Source organism: Sphingomonas faeni (assembly GCF_024273235.1).
GTDB lineage: Bacteria > Pseudomonadota > Alphaproteobacteria > Sphingomonadales > Sphingomonadaceae > Sphingomonas > Sphingomonas faeni_A.
In genome coordinates this window covers 18,617-42,490 of record NZ_JANBVH010000020.1, presented here as the reverse complement: position 1 = coordinate 42,490, position 23,874 = coordinate 18,617, and the positions used below count along the sequence as shown (strand labels likewise).

At 66.1% G+C, this 23,874-nt stretch carries 17 protein-coding genes and 1 tRNA gene; 11 read left to right on the top strand and 7 right to left on the bottom strand.

Annotation, left to right across the window (positions count from 1 at the left end; all coding sequences use genetic code 11):
• Positions 1-386: 386 nt before the first annotated feature.
• Together NLI89_RS12380 and NLI89_RS12375 are read right to left on the bottom strand one after the other, a co-directional pair.
• Entirely contained in the window at positions 387-1,607 is a 1,221-nt protein-coding gene (locus NLI89_RS12380; protein WP_254687290.1) for a tyrosine-type recombinase/integrase, read from the bottom strand.
• A gap of 164 nt (positions 1,608-1,771) precedes the next feature.
• A tRNA-Leu gene (locus NLI89_RS12375) sits at positions 1,772-1,858 on the bottom strand.
• Positions 1,859-1,971: 113 nt separating this feature from the next.
• Here NLI89_RS12375 and NLI89_RS12370 point away from each other — a divergent pair.
• The 6 genes from NLI89_RS12370 (at position 1,972) to NLI89_RS12345 (ending at position 11,153) form a co-directional block, all read left to right on the top strand.
• Positions 1,972-2,925 (top strand): complex I NDUFA9 subunit family protein, encoded by a 954-nt coding sequence (locus NLI89_RS12370; protein ID WP_254687289.1) that lies wholly within the window; start codon positions 1,972-1,974, stop codon positions 2,923-2,925.
• 33 nt (positions 2,926-2,958) lie between these two features.
• Entirely contained in the window at positions 2,959-3,768 is an 810-nt protein-coding gene (locus NLI89_RS12365) for an undecaprenyl-diphosphate phosphatase (RefSeq protein ID WP_254687288.1), read from the top strand.
• Between the two features lie 151 nt (positions 3,769-3,919).
• Complete coding sequence (locus NLI89_RS12360; RefSeq protein WP_254687287.1) at positions 3,920-5,362, top strand: NAD(P)-dependent oxidoreductase; 1,443 nt, start codon at positions 3,920-3,922, stop codon at positions 5,360-5,362.
• A gap of 20 nt (positions 5,363-5,382) precedes the next feature.
• The gene (gene gltB / locus NLI89_RS12355) at positions 5,383-9,885 is read left to right on the top strand and encodes a glutamate synthase large subunit (protein ID WP_254687317.1); all 4,503 of its coding nucleotides are present in this window, start codon (positions 5,383-5,385) and stop codon (positions 9,883-9,885) included.
• A gap of 247 nt (positions 9,886-10,132) precedes the next feature.
• Positions 10,133-10,807 (top strand): glutathione S-transferase family protein, encoded by a 675-nt coding sequence (locus NLI89_RS12350; protein WP_056054264.1) that lies wholly within the window; start codon positions 10,133-10,135, stop codon positions 10,805-10,807.
• Positions 10,794-11,153, top strand: coding sequence for a tRNA-binding protein (locus NLI89_RS12345; RefSeq protein ID WP_254687286.1), 360 nt, complete (start codon positions 10,794-10,796; stop codon positions 11,151-11,153). The genes NLI89_RS12350 and NLI89_RS12345 overlap by 14 nt, the downstream gene beginning before the upstream one ends.
• Before the next feature lie 146 nt (positions 11,154-11,299).
• Here NLI89_RS12345 and NLI89_RS12340 read toward each other — a convergent pair whose 3' ends face one another.
• On the bottom strand, positions 11,300-11,971 hold the full coding sequence (locus NLI89_RS12340; protein WP_302675756.1) for an OmpA family protein: 672 nt from the start codon (positions 11,969-11,971) through the stop codon (positions 11,300-11,302).
• Between the two features lie 161 nt (positions 11,972-12,132).
• Between NLI89_RS12340 and NLI89_RS12330 the strand changes: the two genes are divergently transcribed.
• Positions 12,133-13,434, top strand: coding sequence for a hemolysin family protein (locus NLI89_RS12330; protein WP_254687285.1), 1,302 nt, complete (start codon positions 12,133-12,135; stop codon positions 13,432-13,434).
• A gap of 379 nt (positions 13,435-13,813) precedes the next feature.
• Here NLI89_RS12330 and NLI89_RS12325 read toward each other — a convergent pair whose 3' ends face one another.
• The 3 genes from NLI89_RS12325 to purD all read right to left on the bottom strand — a co-directional run bounded on the left by NLI89_RS12325 (position 13,814) and on the right by purD (position 17,542).
• Complete coding sequence (locus NLI89_RS12325) at positions 13,814-15,127, bottom strand: MlaA family lipoprotein (RefSeq protein ID WP_254687284.1); 1,314 nt, start codon at positions 15,125-15,127, stop codon at positions 13,814-13,816.
• Between the two features lie 147 nt (positions 15,128-15,274).
• On the bottom strand, positions 15,275-16,066 hold the full coding sequence (locus NLI89_RS12320; protein WP_254687319.1) for a hypothetical protein: 792 nt from the start codon (positions 16,064-16,066) through the stop codon (positions 15,275-15,277).
• A gap of 213 nt (positions 16,067-16,279) precedes the next feature.
• Complete coding sequence (purD, locus tag NLI89_RS12315) at positions 16,280-17,542, bottom strand: phosphoribosylamine--glycine ligase (protein ID WP_254687283.1); 1,263 nt, start codon at positions 17,540-17,542, stop codon at positions 16,280-16,282.
• On the opposite strand from purD, the gene xseA reads away from it, so the two are divergent.
• From xseA to NLI89_RS12300, 3 genes are read left to right on the top strand one after another with little or no spacing between them, the layout of a single operon-like run.
• Positions 17,541-18,965 carry an exodeoxyribonuclease VII large subunit gene (xseA, locus tag NLI89_RS12310; protein WP_368077275.1) on the top strand — a complete coding sequence of 475 codons (1,425 nt, stop codon included), beginning with the start codon at positions 17,541-17,543 and terminating at the stop codon, positions 18,963-18,965. The two genes, purD and xseA, sit on opposite strands and share 2 nt — an antisense overlap.
• A gap of 12 nt (positions 18,966-18,977) precedes the next feature.
• Positions 18,978-19,178, top strand: a complete 201-nt coding sequence (locus NLI89_RS12305) for a DUF2093 domain-containing protein (protein ID WP_132897415.1) — start codon at positions 18,978-18,980, stop codon at positions 19,176-19,178.
• On the top strand, positions 19,178-20,056 hold the full coding sequence (locus tag NLI89_RS12300) for a M23 family metallopeptidase (protein WP_254687316.1): 879 nt from the start codon (positions 19,178-19,180) through the stop codon (positions 20,054-20,056). Before NLI89_RS12305 ends, NLI89_RS12300 begins: the two co-directional genes overlap by 1 nt.
• Here NLI89_RS12300 and NLI89_RS12295 read toward each other — a convergent pair.
• Positions 20,030-20,644 carry a hypothetical protein gene (locus NLI89_RS12295; RefSeq protein ID WP_254687281.1) on the bottom strand — a complete coding sequence of 205 codons (615 nt, stop codon included), beginning with the start codon at positions 20,642-20,644 and terminating at the stop codon, positions 20,030-20,032. The genes NLI89_RS12300 and NLI89_RS12295 overlap by 27 nt on opposite strands.
• Before the next feature lie 173 nt (positions 20,645-20,817).
• Here NLI89_RS12295 and NLI89_RS12290 point away from each other — a divergent pair, with 173 nt between their 5' ends.
• On the top strand, positions 20,818-23,757 hold the full coding sequence (locus NLI89_RS12290) for a TonB-dependent receptor plug domain-containing protein (protein ID WP_254687280.1): 2,940 nt from the start codon (positions 20,818-20,820) through the stop codon (positions 23,755-23,757).
• The last annotated feature ends 117 nt before the right edge of the window (positions 23,758-23,874 follow it).

The following is a 23,874-nucleotide window of genomic DNA, read 5'->3' as shown; positions in this document are numbered from 1 at the left end:
ACATCTCTGCGGGTGCGAGGCGCGGATCGGCAAGATTGTTCTCAGGCGCGTCCTTCAGGAACAGGGTGGCAAGCCGCTCTTGTCCGGGGGAATGGCCCTGCGGCAGGATCCGTCGTTCGAGCGAGCGTACCGCGCGCTGCAGTTGCGAGGGCTGCTGAGCGTTGATCTGTACGACAAGCGCGGCGCTGATCTGGCGGACACGCTCGAGTGGCGTCTGCTTGGGACCGATGACCGCGTCGACCTGCCGTATCCAATCCCATTAGAAGCGCGGTACCGGCTCCCGGTCTCGGCTAACCGAAGGCCAGCAGGCGATTAAGCTGCGTCGTTCAAGAGCTGCCCGTTCTCAGCACCCACCCGTTACGAATACAAACTCAAGTATCAGCCGTTTACGCCGCTACTTTAATTGTCGCCCGAGCACGCGCTGCTGCCCGAAGCCGATCAAGTTCGTCCGACCATGCTTGCATCATTCTAACTCGTTCGTCCCAATACTCGCCTCGGGCATATACACGTCGCACGGCATTCGTATCGACGTGGGCAAGCTGCCGCTCGATCGCGTCTGGCGTCCAGTTGCGGGATTCGTTTAGCAGCGTGCTCGCCATTGCGCGGAACCCATGCGTCGTCATCCGCCCTCCGCCATAGCCGAGCCGTTGGAGTGCGAGGTTCAGGGTGTTTTCGCACATGGGGCGATCGCGTTTCCCTTGGCAGGGAAACAGATAGCGATGCTTGCCGCTCAAGGGGCGAATGTCGTCGATGATCGCAAGCGCCTGCCTCGATAGCGGTACATGGTGCGGGCGCCGCATCTTCATCTTTTCTGCCGGGATCGCCCAGACCCCTTCGTCGAAATCGAATTCGGACCATTCCGCCTGGCGCAGTTCGCCCGGACGTACGAACAAGTGCGGCGCCAAACGCAGGGCGACGTGTGTGACACGGTAGCCGTCGAACCCGTCAATCGCGCACATCAACTCCCCGACTTCTGCCGGCTTTGTCAGTGCGGCGAGGTGCTTGACCTTCGGCGTGATCAGCGCGCCCCGCAGATCGGCACACACGTCACGTTCCGCACGCGCGGTGGCCACCGCATAGCGGAACACCTGGCTGCAGGTGCCGCGCAGGCGACGTGCCGTTTCATAATGGCCTTTAAGTTCGATACCTCGGAGTACCTCGTACACCTCATGAGCCGATATTCGGTTGATGGGGCGGGTTCCAAGCTTGGGTAGAGCGAAGTCGAGGAGCCAACGCTGCTTTTGTAACGTGATTGCCGCACGCCCTTCGCGTTCGCATTTGCTGTACCATTCGTCCGCGAGAACCTTGAACGTGATTTGCTCGGCAAGCTTGACGGCTAGCTCCTCCTCTCTGGCGACGGAAACGGGATTCTTGCCCTCGGCGAGAATTTTCCTGACGGCATCGCGCTTGGTTCTCGCGTCGGAGAGGGTGACATCCGGATACACACCCAAAGCCATCGTCTGCTGCTTTCCGTCCCACCGATAGGCGAGGCGCCAGTATCGCTGCCCGGACGGCTGAACGAGCATGAAGAGGCCGCCTGAATCGCTGACCTTGTACGGTCGCTCCCTGCCTTTGGCGGAGCGAACTTCCAGTGCGGTGAGAGCCATGTTGGTATCTCCCATTGTTGGTACCCGGAAGTACCAACAAATGTGCCAACATCGGATTGGGATGCAGTGACACGTCGCGGGCCTTCCAGAGCCAGTTTATGGCAGAAAACCGCGGTTTTTTCAATCTCTGGGGGATCATCTGGGGCCCCCTGAGCAGGGGGCCCTGGTGCCCGGAAGAGGACTCGAACCTCCACGACCTTGCGATCGCCAGCACCTGAAGCTGGTGCGTCTACCAATTCCGCCATCCGGGCACGGGGTAGGAAGGCGCCTCTAGTGGAGGGTCGCGATGCTTGTCAACACGCCTGTTGCTGGGGCAAGGGGTTATTCGCGAATGGGCAGACCAAAACAAAGTGGACGGACGGCGATGAACGACAAACTGGTGACGCTGATCGGGGGCGGCGGTTTCGTCGGCCGCTATGTCGCACAGGCGCTGCTGGCGACGGGCGCACGCGTCCGCATCGCGCAACGCGATCCGCGGCAGGCGTTCTTCCTCAAGCCGCTCGGCGGGCTCGGCCAGACCCAGTTCGTCGGCGCCGACGTCACCAAGCCCGAGACGATCGCGCATGCGATCCACGGTTCCGACGTGGTGGTGAACTTGGTCGGCGTGTTGGCCGGCGATTTCCAGCGGATCCAGGCGCTGGGCGCGCAGACGGTCGCGCAGGCCGCGGCGAAGGCCGGTGTCGGCGCGCTGGTGCATGTCTCCGCGATCGGTGCGGATCCGGAGTCCGCGTCGGCCTATGGCAAGTCGAAGGGACAAGGCGAGGCCGCCGTGCTCGCGGCGTTCCCGACTGCGACGATCCTGCGCCCCTCGATCGTGTTCGGCCAGGAAGACCAATTCGTGAACCGCTTTGCCGGCATGATCGCCAAGGCGCCGGTGGTGCCGGTGTTGCGCGCCGGGGCGAAGTTCCAGCCGGTGTTCGTCGGCAACGTGGCGGATGCGATCGTCGCGGCGGCGTCGGCGCCCGAGACCTTTGGCGGGCAGACGCTGGAACTCGGCGGGCCGGACATCATCACGATGGGCAATCTGATCCGCTGGATCGCCAAGACGATCGGCCGTAATCCCTCGATCGTCGAGCTTCCGGACTTTGCCGGCGCGATGATCGCGAAGGCCGGCTTCCTGCCGGGCGCGCCGATCACCAAGGACCAGTGGACGATGCTGCAGAGCGACAATGTCGTCACCGGCACCGATGGCCTCGCCGCGCTCGGGATCGAGGCGACGCCGCTGTCGACGGTCGCGCCGGGCTGGCTGGTGCGCTTTCGCAAGGCCGGACGGTTCGGACGTCGCGCCGAAACGCGCGCGGAAGTCTCTGTCTCCTGATACTGCCCTGACCTATCGCGCCGGAGCTCTCGCTTGACCGAACTTCTCACCGTCATTCTCCTCGGCATCGTCGAGGGGATCACCGAATTCCTGCCCGTCTCGTCGACCGGGCATCTGATCCTCGCGACGCGGCTGCTCGGCTATGACGCGGGGCGCTGGGAGGTGTTCAACGTCGTCATTCAGCTCGGGGCGATCCTCGCGATCGTCGTGCTCTATTGGCGGACGTTCTGGGCGGTCGGCATGGGGCTGATCAAGCGCGAGCCTAAGTCCTGGCTGTTCCTGCGCAACCTAGTGGTGGCGTTCATTCCGGCGGCGGTGATCGGGCTGGCGCTGCACAAGTATATCGAGGCGCTGCTCGGCAATGCCGAGGTCGTCGCGATCGCGCTGATCGTCGGCGGGTTCGCGATCCTCGCGGTCGAGCGGTTTGCACCCCGCAGCGACATCAGCGGCGTTGCGGATATTCCGCTAAAGACAGTGATCGGCATCGGTTTCCTCCAGTGCTTGGCGATGATTCCGGGCGTCAGCCGTTCGGGCGCGACCATCCTCGGTGCGCTGGCGCTGGGCGTCGAACGGCGCACCGCGGCCGAGTTCAGCTTCTTCCTCGCAATCCCGACGATGCTCGGCGCGAGCGCGCTCGAGCTGCTGAAGAACCGCGACACGATCGCGAGCGGCGGCGGTGTCGGGCTGGGCGCGATCGCGATCGGCGCGGCCGTGTCGTTCATCGTCGCGCTGCTGGTGGTGAAGTGGTTCGTCGGCATCGTCACCAAGCACGGGTTCGTGCCGTTCGCCCTGTACCGTGTCGTCGCAGGTTCTGCTGCGTTGGTCTGGCTGTTGAGCAAATAAGTCCGTTTCGGTACCAATAAGCGTAATTGCGATCGGTTCTTAGAAGGTCGAACGGTAATTTAGTTTTTATAAGGCAGCATAACTTACATATATGCGGTTTTAGCCGTGACAAGCCTCCCTCGGCGCAATAACGCGGCTGTCGGAGGCATGTATGGCGAACGATTCGATGCTAAAGTTTGTTGGACGGGAGCAATCCTACCCGGCAAAGCGCACCGCGGACGAGCGGCAGGAGGATTTCCGCGAGATCGCGCAGCGATACGCGGTCGAACCCGCCGAGGAGCAAGCCGGACGCTGTTCGCAGTGTGGCGTGCCCTATTGCTCGGTCCACTGCCCGCTGCACAACCATATCCCCGACTGGCTCCGGCTGACCGCGGAAGGACGCCTGCGCGAGGCGTATGAACTGAGCAACGCGACCTCGACCATGCCCGAGATCTGCGGGCGCATCTGCCCGCAGGACCGGCTGTGCGAAGGCAATTGCGTCATCGAATTCACGGGCCACGGCGCGGTCACGATCGGGTCGGTCGAGAAGTTCATCACCGACACCGCGTGGGAGAATGGCTGGGTCGAGCCGCTCGTCCCCGGCAGATCGCGCGGCCAGTCGGTCGGCGTGATCGGCGCGGGGCCCGCTGGTCTCACCGCGGCGGAATATCTGCGCGGGCATGGCTATGACGTGCATGTCTATGATCGCTACGACCGCGCGGGCGGGCTGCTCACCTACGGCATCCCCGGCTTCAAGCTCGAAAAGCCGATCGTCATGCGCCGCGTCGAGCGGTTGAAGGCGGCGGGCATCGTCTTCCACGAAGGCTTCGCGGTCGGCGAGGATGCGAGCCTCGACGATCTGCGCCAGCGCCACGATGCGGTGCTGATCGCGACCGGGGTCTACAAGGCGCGCGCGATGGACCTGCCGGGCGGGAACGCGAACGGCGTGGTCGCGGCACTCGACTTCCTCGTCGCGTCGAACCGCAAGGGCTTCGGCGACGCCGTCCCCGCGTTCGACGACGGGAGTCTCAATGCCGAGGGCAAGGACGTCGTCGTGATCGGTGGCGGCGACACCGCGATGGACTGCGTCCGGACCGCGATCCGGCAGGGCGCGAAGTCGGTGAAGTGCCTCTACCGCCGCGACCGCGCCAACATGCCCGGATCGCAGCGCGAGGTGGCCAATGCCGAGGAAGAGGGCGTCGAGTTCGTCTGGCTGTCGGGCCCGCAGAGCTTCGACGGCGGCGAGCGCGTATCGAGCGTCAAGGTGCGGAAAATGCGTCTGGGCGCGCCCGATGCGAGCGGCCGCCGTGCGCCCGAACCCGATCCCGCCGGCGACTATTCGGTGGATGCCGATCTCGTCATCAAGGCGCTCGGCTTCGACGCCGAGGATCTCCCGACGCTGTTCGCGACGCCCGAGCTTGGCGTCAGCCGCTGGGGCACCGTACTGGTTGACGGCAAGACGTTGATGACCTCGCTCGACGGCGTGTTCGCGGCGGGCGACATCGTCCGCGGTGCGAGCCTCGTCGTCTGGGCGATCCGCGACGGTCGCGACGTGGCGGCGACGATGCACAAATGGCTGAAGACCAAGGCTACGAACGCGAAGGTCGCGGCATGAGCAACGAACAGGGTTCTCCGATGATCGATCAACGCGCCCGCCTGGCTGCCGAAGGCATGTACCGCCCCGAATTCGAGGGCGACGCGTGCGGCGTGGGCCTCGTCGCCGCCACCGACGGCCGCGCGTCACGCCGTGTCGTGCAGTCCGCGGTCGATGCGTTGAAGGCCGTGTGGCACCGAGGCGCGGTCGATGCGGATGGCAAGACGGGTGACGGCGCTGGCCTGCACATCGACCTCCCGCTGCGCTTCTTCGACGACGCGGTCGCCGCGTCGGGCCACAAGGTCCGCCCGAACCGGCTCGCGGTCGGCATGATCTTCCTGCCGCGCACCGATCTCAGCGCGCAGGAGGATTGCCGGACGATCGTGGAAAGCGCGATCATCGAGGCGGGCTATACCATCTATGGCTGGCGCCAGGTGCCGGTCGACGTGTCGGTGATCGGCCAGAAGGCGCAGGCGACGCGGCCCGAGATCGAGCAGATCATGATCGCCGGGCCGTTGCCCGAGGAGCACGATGCCGCCGAGTTCGAAAAGACGCTGTATCTGGTCCGCAGGCGCATCGAGAAGCGCGTGATCGCGGCGCAGATCCAGGGCTTCTACATCTGTTCGCTGTCGTGCCGGTCGATCATCTACAAGGGGCTGTTCCTCGCGGAATCGCTGTCGGTGTTCTACCCCGATCTGTGCGACCAGCGCTTCGAATCGCGCGTCGCGATCTTCCACCAGCGCTATTCGACCAACACCTTCCCGCAATGGTGGCTGGCGCAACCGTTCCGCTGCCTCGCGCATAACGGCGAGATCAACACGATCCGCGGCAACAAGAACTGGATGTTGTCACACGAGATCCGGATGGCGAGCCTCGCGTTCGGCGACAATTCGGAGGACATCAAGCCGGTGATCCCGGCGGGTGCGTCCGATACCGCGGCGCTGGACGCGGTGTTCGAGGCGATCTGCCGCTCGGGGCGCGACGCGCCGACCGCCAAGCTGATGCTGGTGCCCGAGGCCGCGAGCCCGGACATGCCGCCTGAGCACCGCGCGATGTACCAGTATCTCGCCTCCGTGATGGAGCCGTGGGACGGCCCCGCCGCGCTGGCGATGACCGATGGCCGCTGGGCGGTGGCGGGCATGGACCGCAACGCGCTGCGCCCGCTGCGCTACACGCTGACGTCGGACGGTTTGCTGATCGTCGGGTCGGAGAGCGGGATGGTCGTGGTTCCCGAATCGACGATTATCGCCAAGGGCCGGCTGGGGCCGGGCGAGATGATCGCGGTCGATCTCGACGAAGGCCGCCTGCTGCAGGATCGCGCGGTGAAGGATCGCATCTCGGGCGAGGCGGATTATGCCGGGATGATCGGCGAATTCCACACGCTCGCCGACCTGCCCTCGGTCGAGGATGCGGTCGTGCGCTATGACCGCGCCGAACTCGCGCGGCGTCAGGTCGCCGCCGGGCAGACGATGGAGGATATGGAGCTGATCCTGTCGCCGATGGTCGAATCCGCCAAGGAGGCGATCGGATCGATGGGTGACGATACGCCGCTCGCGGTGATTTCGGACAAGCCGAGGCTGATCAGCCAGTTCTTCCGCCAGAATTTCAGCCAGGTGACCAACCCGCCGATCGATCCGCTGCGCGAACGCCACGTGATGTCGCTGAAGACGCGGTTCGGCAACCTCGCCAACATCCTCGACGTGCGCGACCAGCGCGAGCGCGTGCTGGTGCTCGATTCGCCGGTGCTGACGGGCGAGCATTGGTCGCGGTTGAAGGCGCATTTCGGGAATGCGGTCGCCGAGATCGACTGCACGTTCGAGGTCGGCGGGGGCCCAGAGAAGCTGCGCGCGGCGATCCAGCGGATCCGCAACGAGGCCGAGCAGGCGGTGCGGCAGGGCAAGAGCGAGATCTTCCTCACCGACGAGGCGATTTCCGAGGACCGGGTCGGCATCGCCGGGGTGCTCGCGGTGGCGGCGGTGCATACGCATCTCGTGCGGCGGGGGTTGCGCTCCTATGCGTCGATCAACGTGCGGACGGCGGAATGCCTCGACACGCATTATTATGCGGTGCTGATCGGCGTCGGGGCGACCACCGTGAACGCGTATCTGGCCGAGGCGGCGATCGTCGACCGCCAATCGCGCGGGCTGTTCGGCGATCTGGATCTTGCCGAATGCCTGCGCCGTCACCGCGTCGCGGTGGAGGAGGGTCTGCTCAAGATCATGTCGAAGATGGGCATCGCGGTGATCTCGTCCTATCGCGGCGGCTATAATTTCGAGGCGGTCGGGCTGTCGCGCAGCCTCGTCAACGACCTGTTTCCGGGGATGCCGGCGAAGATCAGCGGCGAGGGCTATGCGTCGTTGCACGTCAACGCGACCGACCGGCACGAGGCGGCGTTCGACCCGGCGGTGGCGACGTTGCCGATCGGCGGATTCTATCGCCAGCGACATAGCGGCGAGGTGCATGCCTATTCGGCGCAACTGATGCATCTGCTCCAGACTGCGGTGTCGACCGACAGCTATACGAGCTATCTGCAATTCTCGCGCGGGGTGTCCGACCTGCCGCCGGTGTACTTACGCGACCTGCTCCAGTTCAACTTCCCCGCGGAGGGCGTGCCGGTCGACCAGGTCGAGGCGATCACCGAGATCCGCAAGCGGTTCGTGACGCCGGGCATGTCGCTGGGCGCGCTCTCCCCCGAGGCGCACGAGACGCTGGCGATCGCGATGAACCGGATCGGCGCGAAGGCGGTGTCGGGCGAGGGCGGCGAGGACAAGACGCGTTTCGTGCCCTATGCGAACGGCGACAATGCGAACTCGACGATCAAGCAGATCGCGAGCGGGCGGTTCGGCGTGACGGCGGAATATCTGAACGCGTGCGAGGAGATCGAGGTCAAGGTCGCGCAAGGGGCCAAGCCCGGCGAGGGCGGGCAGTTGCCCGGCTTCAAGGTAACCGAGTTCATCGCCAAGCTGCGCCATGCGACGCCCGGCGTGACGCTGATCTCGCCGCCGCCGCATCACGATATCTACTCGATCGAGGATCTGGCGCAGCTGATCTACGATTTGAAGCAGATCAATCCGCGGGCGCGGGTTTGCGTGAAGCTGGTCTCGTCGGCCGGCATCGGTACGGTCGCGGCGGGCGTGGCGAAGGCGCATGCCGACGTCATCCTGATCGCCGGCCATGTCGGCGGCACCGGCGCGTCGCCTCAGACCTCGATCAAGTACGCGGGTACGCCGTGGGAAATGGGGCTGTCCGAGGTCAATCAGGTACTGACGCTCAACGGCCTGCGTGGACGCGTGCGGTTGCGCACCGATGGCGGCCTCAAGACCGGGCGTGACATCGTCATCGCCGCGATCCTAGGCGCGGAGGAGTTCGGGATCGGCACGCTGTCGCTGGTCGCGATGGGCTGCATCATGGTGCGGCAATGCCATTCGAACACGTGTCCGGTCGGGATCTGCACGCAGAACGACGCGCTCAGGCAGAAGTTCGTGGGGACGCCCGAGAAGGTGATCAACCTGATGACCTTCATCGCCGAGGAGGTGCGCGACATCCTTGCGCGGCTCGGCGTGAAGAGCCTCGACGACGTGATCGGGCGGACCGAATTGCTGCGGCAGGTGAGCCGCGGGGCGGAGCATCTCGACGATCTGGATCTCAACCCGATCCTGGCGAAGGTTGATGCCGACGACTCGCAGCGTCGGTTCAGCCTGTCGACCTTCCGCAACGAAGTCCCGGACAGCCTCGACGCGCAGATCATCAAGGACGCCGCCGCGGTGTTCTCGCGGGGCGAGAAGATGCAGCTGACCTATTCGGTGCGCAACACGCACCGCGCGGTCGGTACGCGGCTGTCGAGCGAGATCACGCGGAAGTTCGGCATGTCGACGCTGGCGGACGATCATGTCACGATCCGGCTGCGGGGGTCGGCAGGGCAGTCGCTCGGTGCGTTCCTGTGCAAGGGGATCACCTTGGAAGTGTTCGGCGACTCGAACGATTATGTCGGCAAGGGGCTTTCGGGGGGGACGATCATCGTACGGCCGGCGGTGAGTTCGCCGCTCGCGAGCCAGGACAATACGATCATCGGCAACACCGTGCTGTACGGCGCGACCAGCGGCCGGCTGTTCGCGGCGGGGCAGGCAGGCGAGCGGTTCGCGGTGCGCAATTCGGGCGCGAACGTCGTCGTCGAAGGCTGCGGCGCGAACGGGTGCGAATATATGACGGGCGGCATCGCGGTGGTGCTGGGCAAGGTCGGCGCGAATTTCGGTGCGGGGATGACTGGCGGGATGGCGTTCATCTACGACCCCGAGGGCGTGTTCGAAAAGCGCGCCAACCCCGAGAACATCACCTGGGACCGGGTGAAGGCGCTGCACTGGGCGGACGTTCTGCTCGACTTGGTGCGCGACCATGCCGACACCACCGACAGCAAATGGTCGAAGGGCCTGCTCGAGGACTGGGACCGGGTAGCGCCGCATTTCTGGCAGATCGTGCCGAAGGAAATGCTCACCCGCCTGAGCGATCCGCTCGACGACAGCGCGGAGTTGGTTGCGGCGGAGTAGGACGCCGTCTTTCCCCCCCCGGTGTCCGCCGGGGAGGGCAACAGTAAGATTGGTTCACGCGGAGACGCGGAGACGCGGAGCTAAATTCCCTCTGCATCTCTCCTATTGCGATTGGTGACGAAGGAGCTTCGCTCGCGCCGAACGCAACACCTCCGCGTCTCTGCGCCTCCGCGTGAACCAAATCTTCTTACGCGCCGTCCAACCCGCGCTAGTGACACAGCCGCCCCCCACCGCCTAAACGAAGCGCATGTGGCAGCTTTATCAATTCCCTCTGTGTCCGTTCTCGCGAAAGGTGCGCCTGCTGCTGGGCGAGAAGGGGGTTGGCTACGAACTGGTCCGCGAATCGCCCTGGGATCGCCGCGACGAGTTCATGGACATGAACCCCGCCGGCCAGACCCCGGTGATGGTCGACGCGTCGCGCGGTGTCGCTCCGCTGATCGATTCGATGGCGATCTGCGAGTTCTTCGAGGAAACCGTCGAGAAGGCGGCGATGATCAACGGCACCGCGACCAACCGCGCCGAAATCCGCCGGCTGGTGACGTGGTTCGACACGCATTTCTACCGCGACGTGACCGGACCGCTGCTCCACGAGCGGATGGTCAAGCGTCTCGCCCACCGTACCGCGCCCGACGCCAAGGGCTTGCGTGAAGCGATGAAGGCGGCGGTGGGGCATCTCGATTACATGGACTATCTGCTCGATCACCGGAACTGGCTCGGCGGCGCGACGATGAGTCTCGCCGATCTGGCGGCGGCTGCGCAGATCTCGGTCACCGATTATCTCGGCGGGATCGACTGGAAGGGCCATGACCAGACCGCGCGCTGGTATCGCGGTTTCAAGAGTCGGCCGAGCTTCCGCCCGCTGCTGTCCGAACGGATGGAGCTGATCTCACCGCCGGCGCATTACGACAATGTCGATTTCTGACGTGATCGCGCCTGAAATCGCGTTCGCAGACTTCGAGAAGGTCGACATCCGCGTCGGCACGATCGTCGAGGCCGAACCCTTCCCCGAAGCCCGCAAGCCAGCGTTCAAGTTGCGGATCGATTTCGGCGCGGAGATCGGCGTGAAGCGCTCCTCCGCGCAGATCACCGAGCATTATACGCCGGAGACGCTGGTCGGCCGCCAGGTCGCCGCGGTGGTAAACTTCCCGCCGCGTCAGATCGGCCCGGTGATGTCCGAGGTCCTGACACTCGGCTTCCCCGACGCGGACGGGAAGGTGGTGCTGATCTCGCCGACCGGACAGGTCCCGAATGGGGGGCGGTTATTCTGAAGAGAAATCCTCCCCCGCCAGGGGGAGGTGACTGGCGCTTGCCAGTCGGAGGGGGAGGATAGAGAAACCTCTGTTCCGTGTCCTCCCCCTCCGTCACCTTCGGCGACACCTCCCCCTTGCGGGGGAGGATAAGCCAACGCCGTTAACTACCGCATGTCGCTCTGCGTGATCGGGACGATCTTCACTTCGACGCGACGGTTTGCAGCCCGGCCCGCATCGGTATCGTTCGACGCGATCGGCTGCGTCTCGCCGTAACCGCGCGTCCCGATGCGCGCAGTCTGGACGCCGTGGCCCGCCAGATAATCCGCGACCGAGCGCGCCCGGCGCTCCGACAGCGTCTGGTTATACGCGTCGCTGCCGGTCGAATCGGTATGGCCGTACACGTCGATATAGGTCTGGTTGTACTGCGACAGCGTGTCCGCGACCTGATCGAGCGTGCGTTGGAACTGCGGCTGCACCGTCGCGCTATCATAGGCGAAGGTGATGCCCGACGGGATGTTGAGCACCAGGTCGTCGCCCTGGCGGATCACCTGCACGTCGGTGCCGGCAGTGCGCGCGCGCAGGTCGCGCTCCTGCTTGTCCATGTACGCGCCGATACCCGCACCCGCGAGGCCACCGATGCCCGCACCCAGCAGCTTCTCGGTCCGGTCGCGTCGACCACCGACCACGTCGCCGAGCAGATAGCCGCCGAGCGCGCCGCCGATGCCGCCTAGGGCCGTCTTCGAGATGGTTTGGCGACCGGTCTCCGGATCGGTGGTGCAGCCGCTGGTGGCGATGAGGGCCGCCAGTGCGGCGCCTGCGAACATCTTGGTTTTCATAGATAAACTCCCTGAGACATGATCGATGACGGCGTTATGTCCGATACGGCCGATAACCCGGTGTGGCGACGATTGTTCCGCCTGCGCACTGACCGGGATACGTCCTACGCGCAAGGACGGTTGTGCGACGGGCCGTTGTCCTGCAAAGAGGCGCGGAGCCAATGGCACCGCTTCCCCCCTTCCCCTGGATCGACGTCGCGATCATTCTCGCGCTAGTCGCGTTGAACGGTGTGTTCGCGATGAGCGAACTCGCGATCGTCTCCGCGCGGAAGGCCCGGCTCGAGGCGATGGCACGCTCGGGCAAGAAGGGCGCGCGCGCCGCGCTGGTGCTCGCCGCCGATCCCGGCAAGTTCCTGTCGACCGTCCAGATCGGCATCACGCTGATCGGTATCCTCGCCGGTGCGTATTCGGGGTCCAGCCTCGGCATGCCGACCGCCGCGCGGTTGCAGGCCTGGGGTCTGTCCGCCTCGACCGCCGAGACCGTCGGGTTCGCGATCGTCATCGGCCTGACGACCTACGCGTCGCTGATCATCGGCGAGCTGGTCCCCAAGCAGTTCGCGCTGCGGGCGCCCGAGGCGATCGCGTCGTTCATGGCGCCGGTGATGCGCTGGCTCGCGATCGGCACCGCGCCGATCGTGCTGGTGCTCGATTCGACCAGCGCGCTGATCTTCAAGCTGCTTCGTCTCAACCGCGAATCGGAAGAGCACGTCACCGCCGAAGAGCTCCACATGATCGTCGCCGAGGCGTCGAAATCGGGGATCATCGAGGAGCATGAGCGTTCGATCATTTCGGGCGTCGTCCGCCTCGCGGATCGCCCGGTGCGCGAAGTGATGACGCCGCGCACCGAGATCGACTGGCTCGACTGCGACTGGGGCCCCGACGAGATCCGCGAGACCTTGCTCGCGTCGCAGCACACCCGCCTGCCGGTCGGCGAAGGCTCGATCGACGCGGTCAAGGGCGTCGTCCAGGCGCGCGACATCGCCGCGGCGCTGTTCCGCGGCGAGCCGATCGACCTGCGCGCGCTGATGCGGAAAGCCCCCGTCGTGATCGACCAGATCGACGCGATGGACGCATTGCTGGCGCTGCGCGAGGCCGAGGTGCCGATGGCGCTGATCCATGACGAATATGGCCATTTCGAAGGCATCGTCACGCCCGCCGATCTGCTCGCGGCGATTGCCGGCGAGTTCAAGTCGGACTCGGATCCCGACGATGCACCGTCGGTGGTGGTCCGCGACGACGGCTCGCTGCTGGTGGCGGGGACGATGGCGGCGGATTCGCTCGCCGATCGCCTCGGTATCGACCTGCCCGAGGACCGCGATTACGCGACGGTGGCTGGCCTCGCGCTGTCGGTGTTCCGCCATTTGCCGGGCGAGGGCGAGAGCTTCGTCGAGCAGGGGTGGAAGTTCGAGATCGTCGATCTGGACGGGCGGCGGATCGACAAGCTGCTGGTGAGCGAGGTCTGAGGGTTCGGCGCGGAGTAGCGGGTGAAAGTGGCTAGACGCTCCCCGGTATTTCACCTCCCCGGCGAAGGCCGGGGCCCAGGTGGTGAGGTCGCGGTAACGGAGCGCTGCCCTCAGTTTGCAACGTCCCCCAACTGGGCCCCGGCCTCCGCCGGGGTGGTGGTCAGGGTTGAGTTACTTGCTTATGCCTCGTCTATGGAAGGCGCACCGACCCCCCACAACCCGTTCGTCCTGAGTAGCGGCTGAGCTTGTCGAAGCGGCGTATCGAAGGACGGGCGCGCGGAACCTGTGCTTCGATACGAGCCCTCGATACGCTCCTGACGGAGCTACTCGGTCTCTACTCAGCACGAACGGATGGAGGGCGGTAAGGCCCCTCCTTCGTTCAGGGACGAGCTTCGGATCCGCTGGTCGCGTCGCCACCGGGAGCAGTCGCGGGCGCCGCCGCAGGTACATCGACGCTAGGAGCAGCAGCCGCCGGCGCCGCCGCCGGCACATCGCCACCGGGAGCAGCAGCCGCGGGCGCCGTCGCAGGCACATCGACGCCGGGAGCAGCCGCCGCGGGCGTCGCCGCCGGCACATCGACGGCAGGTGCACCGCTGGAACTGCCGCCCGGCACCGCCAAAACCGTCCCCGAATCGGCCGCGGCGCCTGGCTCCAGATATTTCGGCACGAACGGCACCACGCTAGGCGGTGGTCCCGACATGCCTGCCGGATCGCCCTCGACACGCCCGTGGAGATGGTCGATCTCCGCCTGGCGCCGGTTGAGATAGAAGGCCCGGGTCGCCGCGTACGGATCGGGCGAATTGTCGTGCAGGTCCTTCAGCGTCTGGTCGAACTCCGACCGGTGATCGAGCGCGCCGAGGATACCCGCGGGGATCGTGTAGGTCGCGCTGGTGAAGGGCTTGCCGATGCCGACCGGCAGGATCAGGCGGTCGACCGCGCCGCCGAGAAGGTCGCGCACCGTCGTCGGTCCGACCAGCGGCAGGAACAGGAACGGGCCGTTCTTCACTCCGTAATAGCCGAGCGTGTTGGCGAACCCGTTCGAGCGCCGCGGCAGGCGGAACGGCTTGCGCTTGGCCATGTCGATCACGCCGACCGCGCCGATCGTCGAGTTGATCGCGAACCGCCCGACCGTCTCGGCCGCCTTGCCCGGCTTGAGCTGCAGCAGGAAGTTCAGGAAGACGATCGGCTCGCGCAGATTGTAGAGGAAATTGTGGATGCCGCGCCGGATCGGGCTCGGCACGGTCTTCTTATAGGTCCGCGCGACCGGGCCGATCACCGCGTCGTCGACCTTCTGCGTCACCGCGAACGACTCGGCGTTGGCCGCGCGCAGCGGATCGCCCGCGCTCTCCTTGCGGCCGGTGACGATGATGTCGGTCTGCGTGCCACGCTCGGTCGCCGGCGTGCGCAACGGTGGCGGGCCGACCGGAGGAATCGCCTGCGTGGGGAGCCCCTGCGGCGAAAACTCGACGGCGGGAAGCGAGCCGATCAGAGCCAGAGGGGACGTCGCCATCGATATCGGCATCATGACTGGCATCATGACTGGCATCGATACGGGCATCGATACTGGGATCGACGCCGGTGCGGGGAAGTCGCTGGCGAAGGGCGATGGCGTCGCGCCGGGCAGCGCGACCGGTCCGGTCGTCGGATGCACCGGCGCGGTGGTCAGCAGCATCGCACTCATCATTGCCAGCATGTGCACTCATCACCCTGTCTAAAATGCCGCCCTCATACTTCGAGGTGCGACACCGCGTGACATGCCCGTCGCGGCCCGCGCGGCATAGAGCCAATCGACATGCGTCGCGTGCGCCTGTCGTGCTGCCGGTCGATCGACCGACGCGGGTTACAGCTTGCCGAACACCGCCTCGAAGCCCGCCTTGTCGCCGGCCGCCAGCAACCGCGCCTGTTCGATCCAGCGATCGCGCCCCATCCGCCCGGTGAAATTGCCGAGCTGTGCGTCGATCGACTGCGCCTCGCTCTCCGACAGCGCGGCCATCTGGCCGACCGTCGTGACGCCGAGCGCGCCGAGCTGCGTCGCGACCTTGGGGCCGAGTCCCTTCAACTGCGTCACCGGACCATCGGCATAGGATTGCGCGGACACGGGCGGAGCGATCGGGGCGGGTTCGGCCGGCGCCGGCACCGCTGGCTCGGGAGCCGGGCTGGGCGCCGGCGGCGTGGGGGCGGCAGCGGGAGCGGGAGCGGGGGCCGGTTCGTCGATAATCGCCGGCTGCGGCGCGGCGGCCGGGGCCGTGCGCTCGATCGAGGGCGAGGGCGATGGTGCGGGAGTCGGAGCGACCGTTCGCGTTTGCGTCTGGGACTGCTCGGCCCTGCGCGGCTCGGCCCCGTGCGGCGCGGCTGGTGCCGGCGCGACGGGGGCCGGCTCGGGAGCCTGTGCACGCGGCGACTCGACTGGGACGGAGGCCGGCACAGGGGCGACGCCGGCTTCCCTGGCATTCGCGATCACGTCGCGCGACGCCTTCACCCGGCTGCGTTTCGCCTTGATGCCCCAGATCAGGCCGATCACGACGAGCACCGCCACCACGGCGATGATCGTGAAGTGGATCGCGGTCAGCGTGGCGATGCCATCGGGCAGCAGGCTCATGCCCGAGGCGGAGGTCGCGGAAGTTTCGTTCATGCTCATACTCGTAGCGCCACGCGAGGGAGGCGGCGAGCGGTAATTGGCGGGCTCGGCCTGAGCCACCGATAGTTCTGCATCCTCCCCCGCCAGGGGGAGGTGTCGCCGAAGGTGACGGAGGGGGAGGGCACGGAACAGAGGTTATCCCTTTCCTCCCCCTCCGACTGGCAAGCGCCAGCCACCTCCCCCTGGCGGGGGAGGATCAGAAGTGGATCACCCGCGTGCGATCTCGCGCCAGCCGATGTCGCGACGGTAGAAGCCTTCCGCGAAATCGATCGCCTCGACCGCGCGGTACGCGTTCGCCTGCGCCGCCGCCACGTCGTCGCCGGTCGCGGTCACCGCGAGTACGCGCCCGCCCGACGCGACCAGCCCGCCGTCCTCGATCCGCGTGCCCGCATGGAACACCGTGCCGCCCGCCGCCCGCGCCGAATCCAGCCCGACGATCGCGCCACCAGCCTTCGGCGTGCCCGGATAGCCGTTCGCCGCCATCACCACCGTCAGCGCGGTGTCGTCGCTGAACTTCGCCGCCGGCATCTCGCCGAGCCGCCCTTCCGCCACCGCCAGCATCGTCGCGAGCAGATCGCCCTGAAAGCGCATCATCAGCACCTGCGTCTCGGGATCGCCGAACCGCGCATTATATTCGATCAGCTTCGGCCCCTGCGGCGTCAGCATCAGCCCGGCATACAGCACGCCCGAGAACGGAGCGCCCTCCGCCGCCATCGCCGCCACCGTCGGCGCGACGATCTCGTCGATCGCGCGCTTCTCCAGCGCGGGCGTCAGGACGAGCGCAGGGCTGTACGCGCCCATCCCGCCGGTGTTCGGGCCGGTATCGCCCTCGCCGACGCGCTTGTGGTCCTGCGCGGAGCCGAACGGCATCAGCGCGACACCGTCGGTGAGCACGAACAGGCTCGCCTCCTCGCCCTCCAGGAATTCCTCGATCACGGCTTCCGCTTCCCCGTCGGCGAACAACGCGTCGAGCGCGGCATCGGCTTCGGCCCCGCTGAATGCGATGACGACGCCCTTGCCGGCGGCGAGGCCGTCCGCCTTGATGACGACCGGCAACGAGAAGGTGCGGGCGAGCGCGGCATCCGCCTCTGCACGGCTCTTCACACGGACATAGCCCGCGGTCGGGATGCCGGCACGAAGGCACAGATCCTTGGTGAAGCCCTTCGACCCCTCCAGTTGCGCCGCCGCCTTCGAAGGCCCGAACACCGGAATGTCCGCCGCGCGGCAGGTGTCCGCCAGCCCGTCGACCAGCGGCGCCTCGGGCCCGATCACGACCAGCCCGACGTCATGCTCGCGCACGAACGCGACCACCGCGGCATGATCCGTCGCATCCAGCGGCACGAGCGTCGCAATGCGCGCGATCCCGGGGTTGCCCGGCGCGGCATACAGCGTATCGAGGCCCCTCGATTGCACCAGCTTCCACGCGAGCGCATGTTCGCGACCCCCCGAGCCCAGCAGCAGGACGTTCATGCCCGATCCCTTTTCCGATGATGTGTCCAGCGACATGGGCCGGCTGGTAGCCGAGCCGGTGCCCGGCGACAACGCACTGGCGATGTCGGTCGGCGAACTCGCCTTCAAGCTGAAGCGGATGGTCGAGGGCGAGTTCGGCCATGTCCGCCTGCGCGGCGAGATCTCGGGCTGGAAACGCGTCGCCTCCGGGCATTGCTACATGTCGCTGAAGGACGACCAGGCGGTGATCGACGGCGTCATCTGGAAGGGCAATGCGTCGAGCCTCGCCTTCGTGCCGCAGGACGGGATCGAGGTGATCGCGACCGGCAAGCTCACCACCTATCCCGGCCGCTCGAAGTACCAGATCGTCATCGAGCGGATGGAGCTGGCGGGCGCGGGCGCGCTGATGGCGCTGCTGGAGAAATTGAAGGCGAAGCTGGCGGGCGAGGGGCTGTTCGACGGCACGCGCAAAAAGCGCCTGCCGTTCATGCCGAAGGTGATCGGCGTCGTCACGTCGGGCACGGGTGCTGTCATCCGCGACATCCTCCACCGGCTGGAGGATCGCTGCCCGACGCACGTCATCGTCTGGCCGGTGAAGGTGCAGGGCGAGGGGTCCGCCGCCGAGATCGCCGCCGCGGTGCGCGGGTTCGATGCGCTCGTCCCCGGCGGGCCGGTACCGCGGCCGGACCTCGTCATCGTCGCGCGCGGTGGCGGTTCGGTCGAGGATCTGTGGTCGTTCAACGAGGAAATCGTCGTCCGCGCGGTCTCCGCCTGCACGATCCCGATCATCTCCGCGGTCGGGCATGAGACCGACACCACTTTGTGCGATTTCGCCGCAGACCTGCGCGCGCCGACGCCGACCGCCGCCGCCGAGATCGCGGTGCCGGTGCTCGCCGACCTGCGGCTGACGATCGACAGCCACCGCAACCGCACCGAACGCTGCGCCCGCCGTCATGTCGAGCGCGGTCGCGAGCGCCTGGATGCGCTGGCGCGGTTGCTCCCGAAGCGCGACCAGTTGCTCGGGCCGCAGCGCCAGCGCGCCGACGATTTCGGTCAGCGGCTCGATCGCGGGCTGGAGCGCCGGCTGACGTTGGCGCGCGGCAGTCTCGATCGTTCGGGCGCCGCACTCCGTCCCGCCACGCTGGAGCGCAAGCTCGAGGCGAAGCGCGCGCAGCTCGATGCGACCTGGCGTCTCGTCCAGTCGCTCAACCCCGATGCGATCCTCGACCGCGGCTATGCCCGAGTCACCGCCCGGCCCGGCGGCGAGACGCTCGCCTCCGCCAAATCCGCGCGCGACGCGGGCACGCTGACGCTCCACTTCCGCGACGGCGTGGTGGACGCGGTGACGGACACCGGCCTTGAGCGCCCCGTCGCCAAAACCTATGCTGCCCCCAAGGCGAAGGCCGCGCCCGACCCGGCGCCGCGCCAGCCGACCCTGCTGTAGAGAAGACCCGCAATGCTGATGTCCAACTCCGACCGCGCCGCGCGGCTGCATTATATGGCGAACGGTTTCCGCGTGCTCAGCCCCGGTGACCACGTCCCCTGCGCCGCCACGGGCCACCGCATCGCGCTGGAGGATCTGCGCTACTGGAGCGTCGCCCGGCAGGAGGCCTATTCCACCGCCGCGGCAGCCAGCGAAGCGATGGCGCCCCGGTGATTCGAGCGGCTGTGATCCGGGCGGCGGCGCTCGTCCTGCTGGCCGCAACCGGCGCCGCCGCCCAGCAAGCGCCGCCGCCGCCAACCGCAAGCCAGTCCGCCTTCCGTTGGACCGGCACGCTCAGCCAAGGCGGCCTGATCCTGGGCACCGCTCCCGCCGGAACACGCACCGTCGCGCTCGACGGCAAGCCGGTCGCGCTATCCCCGGACGGCCGCTTCATCGCCGGTTTCGACCGCGACGCCGGCCCGCAAGCCTCACTGACCGCGACGCTCGCCGACGGTCGCAATGTTACGCAAAGTCTCACGATCGCGCCGCGCGTCTGGCGGATCGAGCGCCTGAACACGCTCCCGAAATTCCCCGCGCCCGACCCGGTGTTCACGAAACTCCGCCCGCCCGAGCTCGCGCAGATCGTCGCGGCGCGTGCGCGCGTCACCGACGCGCAGGGCTGGCGGCAGGCGTTCGCCTGGCCTGCCATCGGCCGCATCTCCGGCCTGTTCGGATCGCAGCGCATCTACAAGGGCGAACCCGGCAGCTATCACTCGGGCACCGACATCGCCAAACCAACCGGCGCGATCGTCACCGCCCCTGCCGACGGCGTCGTGATCCTCGCCGCCGAGCGCCCCTTCACGCTGGAGGGCAACCTCCTGATGCTCGACCACGGCATGGGCCTCAACAGCGCGTTCCTCCATCTGTCCCGCATCGACGTGAAGACCGGCGACCACGTCACGAAGGGCCAACCGATCGGCGCCGTCGGCATGACCGGTCGCGCGACCGGCCCGCATCTCCACTGGAGTCTCAAATGGGGTGATGCGAAACTGGACCCGATGCTGGTGGCGGGGGTGATGCCGGGCTCAGCGCAATCTCTTCACAAGAACTGAGCGTCCCTTGCCGATCGCCGCACGATAACCGCCGAGCGAGGCCTGTTTTACCAGGATCGCGGTGCCAGGCCTGGGCGGGGCGGGGATCGCGTCGATGGTCTGCCATTCGCTGCCGTCCGCCAGCCGCAGGTTCCAGCGGCCGAAGCTGTTGGAGGGCACGGCAGATCGGATTGTGGAGTCCAGCTGGTCTACCCTCGTCGCCTTGTCCGCGGCGCCTCCTCCGAAGACTTCGGTCGGAGTCCGGGGAAGGCCGAACCCCGCCCGCTTGTCCGCAACCACCTGCTTGCGGTCGATCACGAGAATGTCGCCAGAACGCTCGGCGATGCTCACCGATACGGCGGCCGCGTCAAAACAGGCGAGGCGTTTAGCGTCGGGCTTGATCGTCCGGCAGCGGGCGATGTCCGTCAGAGGATTGGGCAACCGGCCATCCTGCGCAACGGCGGGAACGGAGAGCAGAAGGCTGGCGAGCCCAAGCGGTCTTAAGGAACCCATGTCGTTATATCCGGCCTTTGCGGGAAAACCGTTGTCTGTCGGCTTTGCTGCTCGAAGTCGAGGGCCGTATCCGACGTTCGACGTACCGAGCACCATGCGTGAACGGAGTGTGACACAAATGGTACATTCGTTCACAAATTGGCAAGACCGATACAATCGACGTTGTGCATTCGGGCCAATATCAGCAATCTTATGCCAACCGCGGCATGCCGCAGGTGCGACCATTCGGGGTAAATCCGAAGAGCGCGGGCAAATAAAAGGGGTTTTGCATGACGAACATTTTCCGGGGGCGCTTGCTCGCGTCCAGTCTCTTGGTAGGGATTGCGTTGGTTGCGAGCGGCGCTGCGCAGGCGCAGGACGCCGGTCAGATCTCCACGCCCAACGGCGCCGCGCCGGCTGCCGACCAAGACGCGACCGCGAATGGTGGCGATATCGTCGTCACCGGCACGCTGGTTCGCAATCCGAACCTGGTGCAGTCGTCGCCGATCAATTCGGTGACGTCGGAAGAACTGCAGCTTCGCCAGACCAACGTCGCCGAACAGTTCCTGCGCGAACTCCCGGGTGTCGTTCCTTCGATCGGCAGCTCGGTGAACAACGGCAACGGCGGCGCATCTTACGTCAACCTTCGCGGCCTTGGTTTTAACCGCAACCTGGTTCTGCTCGATGGTCAGCGTATCGCGCCGGCGGGTCTGGACGGCGTGGTCGATCTCAACAACATCCCGCTGGCGCTGGTCGAGCGTACGGACATCCTGACCGGCGGTGCATCGACCACCTACGGTGCCGATGCCGTGGCCGGCGTCGTGAACTTCGTGACCAAGCGCGATTTCTCGGGCGTCGAAGCCAATGTCAGCAATCAGATCACGCAGCGTGGCGACGGCAACGTCTTCCGCGCCGACCTGACGATCGGCGCAAACTTCGGCGATGGTCGCGGCAACGCGGTGTTCAGCATCGGCTATCAGCAGGCTGACCCCGTCACGCAGGGCGAGCGCGACTTTTCCATCAACAACATCGATTCCTACACCGGCCTGGCAGGCGGATCGGGCACGACCGTTCCTGGGCGCTTCACCGGCCTGGGTCTGGGGGCAAACCAACAGATCGATCCGGCCACCGGGCGGCTGGTGCCGACCTTTGCCCTGTTCAACTTCAACCCGCAGAACATTTTCCAGACGCCGTTCACGCGTTACAACATGTTCGGCGCGGCGCATTATGAAGTGGCGCCGGGTATCGAAGTCTATAACCGTGGCCTCTTCTCGCGTAACACGGTCCAGACCGTCATCGCGTCGTCCGGTACGTTCGGCAATGCGTTGACGATCAACTATTCGAACCCCTATCTGCCTGCCGCTGCGCGGAGTCAGATTTGCGCGGCAAACGGTTTGACCGTGGCACAGTGCGCCGCAGCAGCTGTCGCTGCGCCCGGAAGCGCGGACTACCGGACCTTTACGACCGCTGCTTCACGGCGCTTCATCGAGGCCGGGCCGCGTCTGTCGACCTACACCACGACGGTGTTCGACTATACGGCAGGCGTCCGCGGAGACATCACCGACACGATCGGCTTCGATTTCGGCGGTAACTATGGCGAGAGCGAGAATGTTCAGCGTCAGTCCGGCAACGGCACGCTGACCCGCTTGCGCCAGGCGTCGCTGGCGACCAGCACCACCGCGTGCGTCGATGCGTCCAACGGGTGCGTCCCGATCAATTTGTTCGGTGCAGCCGGAACGATCACCCCCGATCAGCTGGGCTATCTTCTGGGTGTCACGAACAGCACGGCCACCCGCACGACGATCGCGCAGGCCCACGGCGTCGTGAATGGTGATTTCGGCGTGTCCAGCCCGTTCGCAACACAGGCGATTTCGTTCGCGCTCGGTGCCGAATATCGCAAGTATACTGCCTCGGTGGTCTCCGACGAACTGACGCAGCGTCCGAACGAAGTGCTGGGCAACGGCGCGGCATCGCCCGACGTCTCCGGCGGGTACAACGTCAAGGAGGCTTTCGCCGAATTGATCATGCCGCTTGTCGAGGACAAGCCGTTCTTCCACAGCCTGACCTTGGAAGCCGGTGGCCGTGTCTCCGATTATTCGACGGCCGGCACCAACTGGACCTGGAAGGTCGGCGGCTCGTGGGAGCCGGTCCGCAGCCTGAAGATCCGTGGTAACTACCAGAAGGCAGCGCGTGCGCCGAACATCAACGAACTGTTCGCGCCGCTGGTCACCGCTCTCGACAATTCGGCCAGCGATCCCTGCGCGGGCACCGGCGTAACCGCCGGCAGCGCCTTGGGGGGCGTCTGTGCCGCCCAGATCGTTGCGGGTGGTGCCACGCCGGCTCAGGCCAATGCTCTTGTGGGCAACATTCCTGTGCCATCGGCCGGGCAGGTTAACACCAGGCAGGGCGGCAACGCCGCTCTGGGTGTCGAAACCGCGAATACCTGGACTGTCGGCGCCGTGTTCCAGCCGGATTTCATTCGCGGCTTCAACATCAGCGTCGATTACTTCAACATCCGCGTGCGCGATGCGATCACTAACCCGACAGTCGGCGATGTGTTCGGTGCCTGCTATACGCCGCTTCAGGCGGCAACGTCGGCCGGTTGCCAGGCGATCACGCGTAATCCGATCGACGGCAGCCTGAACGGTAGCGCCGACGGCCTGCAGTTGCCGCTTTCGAACCTGGGTCGCCTATCGACCGACGGCATCGATCTGGCGGTCAACTATCGCAACGATCTCGGCTTCGCTAAGCTCGCATTGTCGTTCGTCGGTACCTGGACCAACAGCAATAAGTTCCAGGCGACGCCGACTTCGGTCAACCGCGAATGCGTTGGCTATTACAGCGTGAACTGCGAATCGATCCAGCCGGAGTTCAGCTTCAACCAGCGGACCACGCTGACGATCGGTGCGGCAGACGTCTCGCTGTTGTGGCGCTATGTCGATGCGGTGAAGTACGAGCCGCTCGCGCTCGCAGACGACATTGCTGCCGGTGGCGGTCCGCTGGAGCAGTTCCAGCGCATCGGTGCGGAGCATTATTTCGATCTGACGACCCGGTTCGGTGTCACGGACAATTTCGACCTGACGCTGTCGGCAATGAACCTGCTCGACAACAAGCCGAAGGTAGTTGGTTCGACGATCGGATCGACGGCCTACAACAGCGGCAACGTCTATCCCTCGACGTACGACGCCCTGGGTCGCCGTTTCGCAGCAAGTGCCCGCCTTCGGTTCTGATCTGAGGCGGATCTGACTAACCAACTATATGACGGAGGTGGGCCAGTCCCGCCTCCGTTTTTGTTTGAGCGTAGCGATCGGCGTTGATAGTCTTCGATGTCAGATGGCGTAATCGAA

Excerpts from the sequence above, each read along its gene's own strand:
- NLI89_RS12345 (WP_254687286.1), top strand. The coding sequence starts at position 10,794 with ATGTCGATTTCTGACGTGATCGCGCCTGAAATCGCGTTCGCAGACTTC.
- NLI89_RS12320 (WP_254687319.1), bottom strand. The coding sequence starts at position 16,066 with ATGAACGAAACTTCCGCGACCTCCGCCTCGGGCATGAGCCTGCTGCCC.
- NLI89_RS12330 (WP_254687285.1), top strand. The coding sequence starts at position 12,133 with ATGGCACCGCTTCCCCCCTTCCCCTGGATCGACGTCGCGATCATTCTC.
- NLI89_RS12340 (WP_302675756.1), bottom strand. The coding sequence starts at position 11,971 with ATGAAAACCAAGATGTTCGCAGGCGCCGCACTGGCGGCCCTCATCGCC.
- gltB (WP_254687317.1), top strand. The coding sequence starts at position 5,383 with ATGATCGATCAACGCGCCCGCCTGGCTGCCGAAGGCATGTACCGCCCC.
- NLI89_RS12380 (WP_254687290.1), bottom strand. The coding sequence starts at position 1,607 with ATGGCTCTCACCGCACTGGAAGTTCGCTCCGCCAAAGGCAGGGAGCGA.
- NLI89_RS12325 (WP_254687284.1), bottom strand. The coding sequence starts at position 15,127 with ATGCTGGCAATGATGAGTGCGATGCTGCTGACCACCGCGCCGGTGCAT.
- purD (WP_254687283.1), bottom strand. The coding sequence starts at position 17,542 with ATGAACGTCCTGCTGCTGGGCTCGGGGGGTCGCGAACATGCGCTCGCG.
- NLI89_RS12350 (WP_056054264.1), top strand. The coding sequence starts at position 10,133 with ATGTGGCAGCTTTATCAATTCCCTCTGTGTCCGTTCTCGCGAAAGGTG.
- NLI89_RS12295 (WP_254687281.1), bottom strand. The coding sequence starts at position 20,644 with ATGGTGCTCGGTACGTCGAACGTCGGATACGGCCCTCGACTTCGAGCA.
- NLI89_RS12305 (WP_132897415.1), top strand. The coding sequence starts at position 18,978 with ATGCTGATGTCCAACTCCGACCGCGCCGCGCGGCTGCATTATATGGCG.
- NLI89_RS12360 (WP_254687287.1), top strand. The coding sequence starts at position 3,920 with ATGGCGAACGATTCGATGCTAAAGTTTGTTGGACGGGAGCAATCCTAC.
- NLI89_RS12370 (WP_254687289.1), top strand. The coding sequence starts at position 1,972 with ATGAACGACAAACTGGTGACGCTGATCGGGGGCGGCGGTTTCGTCGGC.
- xseA (WP_368077275.1), top strand. The coding sequence starts at position 17,541 with ATGCCCGATCCCTTTTCCGATGATGTGTCCAGCGACATGGGCCGGCTG.
- NLI89_RS12290 (WP_254687280.1), top strand. The coding sequence starts at position 20,818 with ATGACGAACATTTTCCGGGGGCGCTTGCTCGCGTCCAGTCTCTTGGTA.